Below are 12,598 nucleotides of genomic sequence, written 5' to 3' on the forward strand. Positions count from 1 at the left end.
GCTGAAACTATCAATTTAATTTATTAACGAAGATAGATCCCCTTTTCCATATGTTACAATTTCATTTTATCTTAAAAATTTAATTAATTTCAGCCTTTGAAAATTCTACAAATTTATGAGATATCTAAAACCAAAGGTTTTTGAATGCTAATCTTCTATTTTTTCAAAAATTTAAAGTATACTTATCGACCTATTATTTTAAGGTCTTCCTATTTGTTATTTAGATTATCTTTTTTAACATATTAAACATATGAAAAATAATAAAAAACAAAAAGAAGAAGTTTTTATCATAGACAAGATAAAGTTAGAGAGAAATGAATGGTATTTTTATCAAATTGGGATTTAAATTAAATCCAGTTCACCTAATCTTTCCTTCGTTTTTTCAACGCCGAGCTGGGCATCGTCTATGGTTTTTGCACCAGTGCAGACTACTTTCCCTGAACCGAACAATAGTAATACAACTTTGGGGTCTTCAACTCTGTAAACTAAGCCCGGAAATTGTTCTGGCTCATATTCTGTATTCTCTAAATCTAATGCTACTGCTTCAAGGTTTAATGTTTTTCCTAAATTTGCAGAAGCAACTATATTTTGTATTGTAATTTCAAATTCTTTTGGTATATCTGCATCTAGCACCCTCATTTTGTCTACAATAATATTTAAAGATTTAATTGAATCTTTTGTAGTTTTTGCACCAGTACCTACTAGTTTTCCTGATCCAAATATAAGAGCTGCTGTTTTAGGTTCTTTAAGCTTGTAAACAAGCCCTGGAAACTTTTCTGAGTTATATTCAACACCTTCTAGTGTCAAAGCTACTTTGGGCAGTTCAATTGACTTTCCAAGAGTTGCAGAAGCTACAATATTTTCAACTTTAATTGGTACATCTGTCAAACACATTCCTCCAGGTTTTAATCCAGATCATTAATTTGATTTTTACATTCCATATATGTTACATTAAAAGTGCATTTTATTATGGAGATATTGGGAAGGGCTAGCATAAAACACATAGATAAAATACATAATTCGAGTAGCCCCATAGAATAAATTATTTTCCCGTTTTAGCCTGTTTCATGATGGTTAATTTTAGGTTATTTAGATTAAATGTGATAACATTTAAAAAATACTATTTTATAAAAAGTATTACTGTTCCTATTTTTATAAATTATTTAAAAATCAATGATTTTACAATATTTGAACTTATTTCATGAAAATAAGTGTTATTAATTCTTTTTTAATTTTTATATGGAAATGGGATCCATGTTAAGATCCATCTGCGGATTTGTAAAAAAGTATTATGCAGTCTGGGACAACTTTATCAAGGAATTAAATGTTAGTGGCCTTACCTAATACTAGTTTTACTGTTGATGTATACTTTACATTCTTATTAGTTGCAACTGCATATTTATGACTTATTTTTCCTAATAATTATTACTACTAATCTATTTTAATAGTTTAAAAGGATTTAAAGATTATTTTTTAAGTATCCGATTTAAAAAATGTATGCAAACTTTAAAAATTTTAAACAACTGAAATTATAAATTTAGTATTGAAAGTTATTTTTAACAGTTTATCTTTTTATCAAATGAATATAATATATGAATTGTGAATTAGCATAAATTAATTGTTATAAAAATAAATAGTTATATTATCAAATTAATTGGGAGGCATAGATAGAGTTGACATGAAGGTGGTTTGAAGTGCCACTATGCCTCCCTTAATATAAATTAGTAATAAAATATATAATCCTTTTGTTTAATTAAAGGTTTTAATATCCAAATTTTGTACAAAGAGGACCCCATATATCTAAAAAACATCTATAAAAGATAGTGATCTAATAAAAAATCAAAAAGAAAAATTATAAAAAATTAAGATTTGTTTACATTTAAATATTTGCTGAAAACAGTCTGGAAAAATTTAGAAACAATTCCTTTACTTGATAAATCATTTTCAAGGCTGTACTTTCCAATAACTCTTGAAGCAAGCCCTAAAATTAACTTAGATGTATCTGATTTAGGATTTTTTTCTAAAATCGAATTTCCTGACGCAGATGCTATATTTAACTCCTTATCTTCTGGAATGATTGCAATTACTGGTATGTTAAGGATAGTCTGGATCTCATCAGGAGTTAAAAATTCTTTACCACTTCTTTCTTTGTTAATAACTACCCCAAGTATCTCCATTCCAATTTTCTCTGCAACAATTTTTGTCTTTAGAGCATCGCTTAAAGAAGTAATTTCAGGTGTTGTAACAAGAACCAGTTCATTTGAAACCTGTAATGCTGCCAGTGCATCCCTTTCAAGTCCGCCGGGTGCATCTATAAGTAGTATATCTATATCTTCGGTAAGTGTTTCCAAGACTTCTTCAAGTCTTTCTAGTTTCATGTCTTTAAGACCATAAAGTGAGAGTCCTGCAGGAACAATTTTTACTCCGCCTGGGCCTTCATATATTGCATTATGTATCATATCTCTTCCGGCCAGGACATCTTGTAAGGTCACTGGTTGATTTTCTAAACCTAAAATCAATTCCAAATTAGCCATTGCAACATCTAAATCAAGGACTACAACTTCTTCTCCCTGAAGAGAAAGAGCTATTCCAAGATTAGCTGCTATGGTTGTCTTTCCGACCCCTCCTTTTCCTGAAGCCACTACTATTACTCTCGCCATTCTTCCACCTAACATTGGATTAATAATCTTACATAACTACTTGTACTCACAATCATTTATTGATGATAAAGATTAATGTGCTTATTTTCACAATAATAAATGCAAATACAAAATTATTAAAATAGTATTAAATCAAAAAATAAATTAGAGAAATACTAATAATTACTCTTTATGGAGATGAGTTCTTGGTAGTGGAAAAATATCATAAATTCATGAATGAAGCAATTATAGAGGCAAAAAAGAGCTTAAAAGAAGGCGGAATTCCAATTGGAGCTGTTTTAGTTGAAAATGAGGAGATAATTGGCCGTGGACATAATAGATTACTGCAGAAAGACTCTTCAATTTTGCATGGAGAAATGGACTGTATTGAAAATGCTGGAAAATTAAAAGGAGAAGATTACAAAAGATGCATACTTTATACCACTTTATCGCCATGTGAAATGTGTTCTGGAACCATACTACTTTATAAAATCCCAAAGGTCGTAATGGGAGAAAATAAAACGCTTAAGGGACCGGAAGATTATCTAAAGGAGAACGGTGTTGAATTAATTAATTTAGATTTAAAAGAATGTAAGGATATTATGAAGGAATTCATTAAAAGAAATCCTGAAATTTGGGATGCGGAAATAGATAGGGTAATTTAAGTATTAAAATATCTATATTTCAAGGCATATAGACTCCAATAAATAACAGCAACTATTTATTTTATATTAATTTTTTGTTCTCTGGCATAAATATAATATATTTTAATATCAAAGCCATAACTATGGATAAAAAGATATGGGCTTTAATAATTATTTTCTTAGTTGCAGCAACTGCATATGGAACCTATAGTTACATTGTAATTTCACAGAAAACTATTGTAGTTGGATATCTACAAAGTGATCACGATTCTGCACTATTTGTAGCAAATGCAAAGAATATGTTTGAAAAAGAAGGATTAGTAGTCAGTTTAGTCCCCTTTAGATCAGGTCCAGATCTCATAAATGCCGCCAAGTTAGGCAAAATAGATATTGGTTATTGTGGAATTGCCCCCGTAACACTGGCCATAACTAATGGAACACCTATAAAAATCGTTGCATCTGTAAATCAGGAAGGAAGTGGAATAGTAGTAGGCAATAATACAAATATAACTGATATCTCTAATTTAAAAGGAAAAACTATAGCAATACCTAAAATAAACTCAGTACAGGATGTTTTATTGACTTACTGGCTGTCCCAGTATAATATTAGCAGGAATGAAGTAAATATAACTGAATCAGAAGTACCATTTATGCCAAGATCTTTACTGTTTAAAAAATTTGATGGGTATGTAGCATGGGAACCTTATGTATCTGTTGCAAGTGTAGAAGGTGATGGAAAAGTACTTACATATTCCAAAAATGATAGCTGGAAAGATTTCCCATGTTGCGTTGTCATAGCTACAGACAGCTTTATAAAAGATCAACCTGGTGCTTTAAGAAAATTTCTGAAGGTACATGTAGAAGCAACTAACTATGTAAATTCACATAAGGATGAAACTGCAGTGATTGTCTCCCAAAAACTTGGTATAAGTGTTCAAATTGAAAAACAATCATTAAAAAATGTTGCGTTTAATATACCGTCTTCTAATGAATTTAAGAAAAGTGTCTTTAAGTTTATAGATATTCAAAAGAAGTTAGGATACATAAAAAATAACGTATCAAACGTATCCTATTTTAATTTTAATTTTTGGCCTACTAAATCATCAGGTTTTTAAATTTACACTTTTTAAAGGCGCCTTTAATTTATATATCTTTAAATTCTTTTTTATTTCGTACGTTAAGGATATGAATTTATAAAAATAGATTGATATCTATGGCAATCCCTCTTTATATTTTTTAAGTGAATCTAAGTCCCCCAAATAGTCTTCATCTTTATCATAATTCTTGTTTTCTTTAGTAAACATACTGAATATAAGAATTAAAAGGCTCATTGCTATGCCTAAAATGAATGCATTTTGAAATCCATTTAAAAGAATTCCAACGGGAGCACTGAATTGAAATGCACCAGTAGAAGGGATTCCTATTAGGTCAGTGATTTCATTACTTATTGTAGTAACGAATATTTCGTTAAAAACAACAATTCCCATTACAAGACCCATATATCTAGCTGTATTTAAAAGACTGGAAACAGAACCTACTTTTTCTTTGGGGCTGTGGCTCATTACTGTTTTGTTGTTTGCAGGGGTAAACATACCTTCTGAAAGTGCCCTTATTCCAAGCGCAGCGAATATAAATAGTATTCCTACTGTTTGGTTTAAGCGGTATAATAGAATAATAGCCATGATAAGTGTTATGCATGCAATAATAGTTGGTATACGTGATCCAAAGTTATCAGAGATATATCCTGATAAAGGTCCTATAAAAATAACTACAAGAGATGGAATCAAAATTATAAGACCTGCAAAATCTGAAGAATAACCCATAATAAGTTCAAGATAGAAAGGTAGAAGATAAATTGTTCCAGTAAGGACAAGAGTAGCTATAAATCCTGCAAGAAGGGAAAGAGTAATATAAATATTTTTTAAAATGGAAAGATCTAGTAAAGGCTCGGAATGTTTTAATTCCCATATAACAAAAGTAATTCCCAGGATCAGGGAGATAACAAAGGTTATAACTATAGAGGTGAACCCCCATCCAAGATTTTCTTCTATGTTAAAAGGCATAATAAATGTTAAAATAGTTAAACCTATTAATAGAGAACCTATAATATCAAATTTCACATTTTGAGCTCTTGTTTTCTGTGAAGGGAGTACTTTAACAGCAAAAATAGTTGCAATTATACCCACGGGCACGACCATTAAAAAAATCCAGTTCCATCCCATATATTGTGTTACGTATCCTCCCACTCCGTATCCTGATGAAAGGCCAAGGGTTGTGGTGAGCGAAATATAACCAAAAACTTTTCCCCTCATTCTAGGAGGAAATACTGTTGATATAATTGCAGGCACCATAGAAAGCAGCATTGCAGATCCTATGCCCTGAATTATTCTAAATATAATTAATGAAACAAAATCGAGGGATATACCACAAAAATAGGATCCCATAGTAAATATGGAAATTCCCATTACAAAAATTTTTTTATAACCTGTAATATCACCTATACGTCCAAAAACGAGTAAAAAGCTTATAAGTGTAATAAGATGAACAATTACTATTAATGAAACCATATCTGTACTTATATCTAAATATTGGGAGATGGTAGGCAATGAAATGTTTACAATACCTGCACTAAATGACCATAAAAACATTCCAAGTGCCAGAGTAAATATAATCCAGTTTAATTTGTGTTCCAAAATATATTCCCTCCGATAGTTAAAATATCACTTTAAAGGGTATAAACCTTATTAAGAGATTATGCTAAAGTTTTAATACTTTTAGTGTTTATTTTAGAAGTTAAATGCTTAAAAATGAGTTTAAATAAATTAAATCTTTAAAAAAGAATTCAATTATTTTATTATCTAAACTTGATATTTTTGAATAATTGGATAATGCTAAATTATAAGCCCTTTAAAATTTCTCAATTCCCTGAAAATATAAAAATAACTTCCAATAAATAAAAAATAGTGCCTGGTTATTATTTAATATGCAAGAAGTGCAATGGATATTATAAAGTTGAAGAAAATGAGTATGAAGACTGTATTCAAAATATGGGATCTAATGACCAAAAAAATTCAGTCTTCTCCAGTTTAAACTCATGCAGCATATGCGGTGGAGATCTAATATTAGTTGAAGATATCTACGACTATTACCAGTATCCACAAGAAAATATAACTAAGAAAAAAACCAGCTTAGGTAAAATACTCTTTATTTTGGCTGTTTTATGCATTTTAACATCTTTAATACTAATTCCAAACAATATTTTCTCAAATTTATTAGGTTTGCACAGTTCTATAACTCCTGATCATTCTTTTTTAGGTTCAAATAGTAAAGGATACGTAATTAAAGATGTTTATTCCAATTATGGTTCATCTGGCCCTAAAATAGCTATCATAACAGGGATGCATCCTCGGGAAATATCTGCTAAAAGAGTTGTGCCCAAGGCCATAAAATCATATGTAAGTAAACATAACGTTGAAATCGTAAATTATGTGATAAACGTTACCAGCAGCCCCAATGATTATACCATAGGTCGTCATAATGGTGAAGGGCTTGTTGCCCAGTATGTGGTCCCAGATATTAAAAAGTCAGATTATGATCTGGTGATAATTTGCCATAATCATAAATATGGCTACGGTGATGGATACTATATAGCCACACCCACTATGGACTCAAAATCAGTTAATCTTGCAGAAGCCATCAAAGATATTTTAACTGATTTCAATTATTATCCAAGAAACACAAATGAAAAAGCAGAGAGCACATCAATTAATAAAGTTGACAGCCCCATAGCAGCTACAGGAACTCCTGTATTTGTTTACGAGATTCCAGAATGGGTTGGGAATTCTGATGTCTATTCCAATTCAAATAGATTAATTGATGCTTGTTTTAATTTTTTAGATAGATAACCTGTTTTTTTTAGATAAGTCAACCTAATAAAGATTTATAATTTAATTTTTTACACAAATAATCTGTTTTTTTAGATAATGCAGCTGAAGATAAAAGTTCTTCAATTTGACACATAACATAAATAATAAATATCATATACTAAATAATAAAATAAACATAGAATTAAAACAAATAATCATAAGGGGTTTCTATATTTGTTTATCCTCCCTATTGATTTAAATTAAATAGTACTGGAGGTAAAATTATGGAGAAAGTCAAAATGTATACTTTAAGCACCTGCCCATGGTGTAAAAAGACTAAAGAATTCTTTAAAGATCACAACATACCTTTTGAATACACTGATTTTGATTTAGCAGATGATAAAGAGCGTACAAAAATACTGGATGAAATGCGTGAGTATGGCGCTAACGGATTTCCTTTTGTAAAAATTGGAGATAAAATAGTCGTAGGGTATAAACCAAACGATTATTCTTACTTAATGGGATTAAAAGAATGATTAAACTATTTTTAATCTTATTTTTTTTATATGTAATTAAATTAAATCCAGACTTACTTCCTTTTATATCTTAAAAATTCCTTTTTATAACCCTTTTTCCTGTCTGATTATTTTACCTTTATCTATCATCTTCTCTAAATAATCCGTTACAAAATTGAATAGTGTACCTTTCTCATCGTTTTCCGCTAAAAAAATAATTATATTAGCCATTTCTTTAGTAAATTGAAAAACATTGGTTAAATCATCTGACTTTTCAATTTCAAGTATATAATTATCAACAGTTGATTCAATTTCTTTAAATTTTCTTAACTCCTTTGATGACCTTTCTAAACTACTTTTATTCTGCAAATCTTGATTATTCAATATTATTACCTCCAGTAGGTTTCATTTCTAGTTTAATAGCCATATATAAAAAATTCTGAACTTATTATTAATAAACTGATATGGTGTTAATAAAGTATATCAATATTGAAGTATAAAAAAGTGCAAGGGGGAGTACAACTGTTAGGCGACTATGTGGAAATTTTATTGGTTGAAGATAATGCGGCTGATGTACGCTTAATAATGGAAATATTTAAGGATTTTACAACATTGAATGAAATGCATGTTGTAAACAATGGTATAGCAGCTATGGATTTTTTATATAAGAAAGGAGAATATAAAAATGCTCCTCGGCCAGATTTGGTATTACTTGATCTTAATCTACCGCGTAAGGATGGCCGTGAAGTCCTTGTAGAGATAAAGGAAGATGAAAGTTTAAAATCTATTCCAGTTATAATTTTAACCACATCTAGTGCTCCTGAAGATATTTCTGAAACATATAACTATGCTAATTCTTTTATAACCAAACCTGCAAATCTTGATAGCTTTATCAAAGTTTTAAAAAGCCTTGAAGATTTCTGGATAGATATGATAAAACAGTCATCATAATCCAAATTATTAGATTTTCTAAAATAAGTCAGTGATTAAATGAAAAATCAGTTTAAACTTGCTTTATGCCAGATGAAAGTCATTGATAATAAAGATTCCAATATAAAGAATGCTTTAAGTATGATTAGGACTGCAGGTCTAAATAAGAGTGATCTGGTAATTTTGCCTGAAATGTTCAATTGCCCCTATGCTAACGATAAGTTTAGGGAATATGCAGAAGAAAAGAAAAACAGTAAAACACTTAAATCAATTTCTAAAGCTGCAAGAAGTTTGAGTCTTTATATAATAGCAGGTTCAATACCTGAATTAGACGGGGATAAATTATACAATTCCAGTTTTATATTTAATAGAAATGGAGAAATAATTGGATATCACAGGAAAATGCACCTTTTTGATATTGATATCCCTGGAAAAATTAGTTTTAAAGAATCAGAGACATTAAGTGCAGGCAATCAAATAACCTTAATTGATACTGAACTCTGCAAAATTGGAGTAGCAATATGTTATGATATAAGATTCCCTGAGCTTTCAAGACTTATGGCCTTAAAAGGAGCAGAACTAATTGTCATACCTGGAGCATTCAACATGACCACCGGCCCTGCACACTGGGAAACTTTAATCAGAGGAAGAGCAATCGATAATCAACTTTATGTAGCTGCTGCGTCGCCAGCTAGAAATGAAAAACTGTCATATGTTGCATACGGTAATTCCTTGGTTGCTGATCCCTGGGGTGATGTTTTAGCTAGAGCTAGTGAGAAAGAAGAAGTAATTTATGCTGATATAAAATTATCAATGATTAAAGAAATACGCGAAAAATTACCGGTATTAAACAGCAGACGTGAAGATATATACAGTTTAATAAAAAAATAAAATAAAAATGGAGATTTATCTTTTAACAAATTTTAAAGATGCCGAATTCATACAGTATCTTTTTCCTGTTGGTAGAGGGCCGTCATCAAATACATGGCCCAGATGAGCGTCGCAAAGGGTACATAAAACTTCAGTTCGAATCATATTATGGCTTTTATCTGTTTCTGTTTTCACATTTTCTTCTGCGATAGGTTCCCAGAAGCTGGGCCAGCCAGTTCCAGATTCAAATTTTGTTTTGGAGTCAAACAAATCAATGTCACAGCACACGCACTTGTAGATTCCATCTTCATGACAATCGTGATATTTTCCAGTAAATGCCAGCTCAGTGCCTTTTTTCCTTGCTACATCAAACTGTTGGGAAGTAAGTATTCCTTTCCACTCGTCATCAGTTTTTTTTACTTTTTCCATAAGTTCTACTTTTCCAGTTTTAGATGAATAAATCCTGATTTTTTCTGGATCAGTTTTCATGTCTTTTTATATGGTATGTCTATATCTAAATAATTTATTATCACTGTATTTAATCACTTTAATGTAAAATAACTCAAAAGTTATATATTAGAAGTTAATATATTCACATCCAATGAAAAATATCCCTGTTTTATACTGCAAACTTAAAAAATATGAAAGAACATCAAAGGCGAAGTCTGAAGATGGTAGTAAAAAGATTACTCGAAGGTATATGATACCTGTTAAAAAAGAGCAGATAGAAGGTACTAATTTTGAAAATATTGAAGATATTGTAATTTTAAGTAAAGCAGATTTCGGGCAGGAATTTAAGGGTTCACAGGATCTAACTTCTAGCATTAATAAGCTGAAGCAGTCATTAAACGAAAAAGATCAAGAAATTCTTAGTTTAAAAGAACTGTTAACATGCAAAGATCAGGAGTTAATGGAACAGGATCAAAAAATAAAAAATATCAATGATTTACACGAAGTACAGATAGAAGAACTTCAATTAGATATTAAAAAGATTAATGACGGGTATCAAGCTGAAATTGAAATGCTCAATAGAGATATAGAAGAACTTAATGCTATTTATAATCAGTATAATAAGTTGAAAACCGTAAATAAAGAGCTTGAAAGAGAAGTTAAAAGATTAACTGATTTACGCACCCTTGAAAAAGAATCTTTGAGGCTCAAAATAAATGAAGTTGAATTAACCAAAGACGAATATGATAAACTAAAGAAAAGTCACGAGCTGCTCTGGGGTGTGGTCCAGGAAAAGGATAATATTATCAAGGAGCTTGAAAAGGGCAGTATTATGGGTAATATTTTTAAAAAAATTAGAAAAAAGGACGGAACTTGATCCATATAAATTATCATTATTAAAAAAATAATTTAAGTAAAATTATTTACCTATTTTCTTTAAAGCTTTGTTTGCAACTTTTTTAAGGTCTTTATCTCCAGTAGCAGCCCTTCTTGCTTTTTTAATTGGATCTATAGCTCTTTCATCACCAAGATCACCAAGGGCTTTAAGTGTAGCTACTTTAACACCCCAATCTTCATCAGTCAATGATTCAATAAGAGGTTCCAGAGCTTTTTTATCCCCTATTTCCCCTAAAGCCTTTGCCGCGAATTTTCGAACTGCAAAGTCGTTATCATTTAAAACATCAATTAATGTATCAACAACGCTGACATCACCGATGTCTTTAAGTGCAAGGGTGATGTATTTTTTTATTTTTCCTTCGTTATCATTTTTTAAAGCTTCTATCAATGGTCCTATTGCAGGATTCCCTATTTCTCCAAGAGATTTAGCAGCTTGGAACCTAACTGCAGGGCTTTCATCGCTAAAAGCTCCAATAAGAGGTTCAATTCCATTTGAATCTCCTGATTTACCAATTTCTTCTGCTGCTTCCTTTCGCCTTTCTACATCGCCATCTTTTAAATTTTTTATGATGGTATCAATTTCATTTGCCATATAAATCACCTTCATTTATAGTAAATTATTAAATAGTACATATTCATTTTATTTAATCACAATAAAGTTCTTAAACCACTCAGCTGTAATCAATTAAAATTATTCCATCTATAATTTAAATAAATTATGTTATTCACCTTTAAAAATGTCTTGCCTATATTGATTAAATACTCAGCTTTATGTGATTACTTTATGAATTCATTTAATATTATCCAATTAGAAGTTATACCGATTTAAAAAATTTTACAACATGTAAAAATCAGAGATTTTTCCGGTTACAAAATTGAAAAATTTTGTGAACATTTTGACATGAGCGATAAAATATATTTACTTCATTATACAAGTTAATGTACTTATCAATTATTTTTAATATATTCATAGAATACCAAAAAAAATATTTTTTTTAAAATCAGGATCAAAATATCATAAGATTTACATGAAAACTAACGAAATATATGGTGCAGAAATTGTTGACTCAGCTCTGCTTATTAAAGACTGTTTAATCATATCAGACATCCATCTGGGTTACGAATATGCTTTAAATAGAGAAGGCTTTATGATCCCCAGATTTCAATATAAAAAAATTATAGCCAGACTTAAAGAAATAATAGGCACTTCAAATGCCAGTAAAATTATAGTTAACGGCGATTTAAAACATGAATTTGGTAAAATCAACAAACAGGAATGGGATGAAGTTATGGACTTCATTAAATTTCTTAAGGAACATTTTGATGAAATAATTCTAATTAAAGGAAATCATGACAATTTTACCGGTTTTATAGCTGAAAAGTGCGACCTTGAGGTATATGAAAATTACTCTGTAGAAAATTATATTATAATGCACGGTGATAAAATACCTCCGGATTTTGAGGAAATGAAAGAAAATACGGTGATTATTGGCCATGAACACCCCAGTATCGGACTTCGAAGTGGAGAAAGGGTGGAAAAAGTAAAATGTTTCTTAAATGGCAAAGTAAATGATAAAAATTTTATAGTAATGCCTTCTTTTAACTTTATAACTGAAGGCTCCGACTGCCTGCAGCAGAAAACTATTTCTCCCTTTTTAAAGGATGTTTCTTTAGGTGATTTTGAAGTGTTTGCGGTTGAAAACTTTGAAGTCATGAATTTTGGGAAGATAAAAAATTTATTGAATATAAAAATATAACCAAATTGATTATAAAATATAAAATACGAA

The 12,598-nt window shown here is 30.1% G+C and carries 14 protein-coding genes; 8 read left to right on the forward strand and 6 right to left on the reverse strand.

Annotated features, from left to right (window positions below; genetic code table 11):
- Positions 1 to 342: 342 nt before the first annotated feature.
- Together ASJ80_RS04090 and minD are read right to left on the reverse strand one after the other, a co-directional pair.
- The gene (locus ASJ80_RS04090; protein ID WP_069585714.1) at positions 343 to 888 is read right to left on the reverse strand and encodes a TATA-box-binding protein; all 546 of its coding nucleotides are present in this window, start codon (positions 886 to 888) and stop codon (positions 343 to 345) included.
- A gap of 974 nt (positions 889 to 1,862) precedes the next feature.
- A complete protein-coding gene (minD, locus tag ASJ80_RS04095) occupies positions 1,863 to 2,660 on the reverse strand; it encodes a cell division ATPase MinD (protein WP_069585713.1) in 798 nt (265 codons plus the stop codon).
- 158 nt (positions 2,661 to 2,818) lie between these two features.
- Between minD and ASJ80_RS04100 the strand changes: the two genes are divergently transcribed.
- Together ASJ80_RS04100 and ASJ80_RS04105 are read left to right on the forward strand one after the other, a co-directional pair.
- Positions 2,819 to 3,304: a nucleoside deaminase gene (locus ASJ80_RS04100; protein ID WP_369802135.1), complete on the forward strand. Its 486-nt coding sequence runs from the start codon at positions 2,819 to 2,821 to the stop codon at positions 3,302 to 3,304.
- A 122-nt stretch (positions 3,305 to 3,426) separates the two neighbouring features.
- Positions 3,427 to 4,398 carry an ABC transporter substrate-binding protein gene (locus ASJ80_RS04105; RefSeq protein ID WP_069585712.1) on the forward strand — a complete coding sequence of 324 codons (972 nt, stop codon included), beginning with the start codon at positions 3,427 to 3,429 and terminating at the stop codon, positions 4,396 to 4,398.
- Between the two features lie 96 nt (positions 4,399 to 4,494).
- Here ASJ80_RS04105 and ASJ80_RS04110 read toward each other — a convergent pair whose 3' ends face one another.
- Positions 4,495 to 5,976 carry an MFS transporter gene (locus ASJ80_RS04110; RefSeq protein WP_069585711.1) on the reverse strand — a complete coding sequence of 494 codons (1,482 nt, stop codon included), beginning with the start codon at positions 5,974 to 5,976 and terminating at the stop codon, positions 4,495 to 4,497.
- Positions 5,977 to 6,246: 270 nt separating this feature from the next.
- Between ASJ80_RS04110 and ASJ80_RS04115 the strand changes: the two genes are divergently transcribed.
- Together ASJ80_RS04115 and ASJ80_RS04120 are read left to right on the forward strand one after the other, a co-directional pair.
- Entirely contained in the window at positions 6,247 to 7,188 is a 942-nt protein-coding gene (locus tag ASJ80_RS04115) for a hypothetical protein (protein WP_069585710.1), read from the forward strand.
- A 245-nt stretch (positions 7,189 to 7,433) separates the two neighbouring features.
- Positions 7,434 to 7,685 carry a glutaredoxin family protein gene (locus ASJ80_RS04120; RefSeq protein ID WP_069585709.1) on the forward strand — a complete coding sequence of 84 codons (252 nt, stop codon included), beginning with the start codon at positions 7,434 to 7,436 and terminating at the stop codon, positions 7,683 to 7,685.
- A gap of 84 nt (positions 7,686 to 7,769) precedes the next feature.
- On the opposite strand, the gene ASJ80_RS04125 is transcribed toward ASJ80_RS04120, so the two are convergent.
- Positions 7,770 to 8,048, reverse strand: a complete 279-nt coding sequence (locus tag ASJ80_RS04125) for a hypothetical protein (protein WP_069585708.1) — start codon at positions 8,046 to 8,048, stop codon at positions 7,770 to 7,772.
- A gap of 105 nt (positions 8,049 to 8,153) precedes the next feature.
- Between ASJ80_RS04125 and ASJ80_RS04130 the strand changes: the two genes are divergently transcribed.
- Both ASJ80_RS04130 and ASJ80_RS04135 read left to right on the forward strand, forming a co-directional pair.
- A complete protein-coding gene (locus ASJ80_RS04130; protein ID WP_245837447.1) occupies positions 8,154 to 8,615 on the forward strand; it encodes a response regulator in 462 nt (153 codons plus the stop codon).
- 39 nt (positions 8,616 to 8,654) lie between these two features.
- Entirely contained in the window at positions 8,655 to 9,485 is an 831-nt protein-coding gene (locus tag ASJ80_RS04135; RefSeq protein WP_069585707.1) for a carbon-nitrogen hydrolase family protein, read from the forward strand.
- A gap of 15 nt (positions 9,486 to 9,500) precedes the next feature.
- Here ASJ80_RS04135 and msrB read toward each other — a convergent pair whose 3' ends face one another.
- Positions 9,501 to 9,953 (reverse strand): peptide-methionine (R)-S-oxide reductase MsrB, encoded by a 453-nt coding sequence (gene msrB, locus ASJ80_RS04140; protein ID WP_069585706.1) that lies wholly within the window; start codon positions 9,951 to 9,953, stop codon positions 9,501 to 9,503.
- Positions 9,954 to 10,065: 112 nt separating this feature from the next.
- On the opposite strand from msrB, the gene ASJ80_RS04145 reads away from it, so the two are divergent.
- Positions 10,066 to 10,791, forward strand: coding sequence for a hypothetical protein (locus ASJ80_RS04145; RefSeq protein WP_069585705.1), 726 nt, complete (start codon positions 10,066 to 10,068; stop codon positions 10,789 to 10,791).
- A gap of 42 nt (positions 10,792 to 10,833) precedes the next feature.
- Here ASJ80_RS04145 and ASJ80_RS04150 read toward each other — a convergent pair whose 3' ends face one another.
- On the reverse strand, positions 10,834 to 11,403 hold the full coding sequence (locus tag ASJ80_RS04150) for a HEAT repeat domain-containing protein (protein WP_245837448.1): 570 nt from the start codon (positions 11,401 to 11,403) through the stop codon (positions 10,834 to 10,836).
- 436 nt (positions 11,404 to 11,839) lie between these two features.
- Here ASJ80_RS04150 and ASJ80_RS04155 point away from each other — a divergent pair, with 436 nt between their 5' ends.
- On the forward strand, positions 11,840 to 12,568 hold the full coding sequence (locus ASJ80_RS04155; protein WP_095651978.1) for a metallophosphoesterase: 729 nt from the start codon (positions 11,840 to 11,842) through the stop codon (positions 12,566 to 12,568).
- The last annotated feature ends 30 nt before the right edge of the window (positions 12,569 to 12,598 follow it).

The sequence above is a fragment of the Methanobacterium bryantii genome (assembly GCF_002287175.1).
In the GTDB taxonomy this organism is placed as follows: domain Archaea; phylum Methanobacteriota; class Methanobacteria; order Methanobacteriales; family Methanobacteriaceae; genus Methanobacterium_D; species Methanobacterium_D bryantii.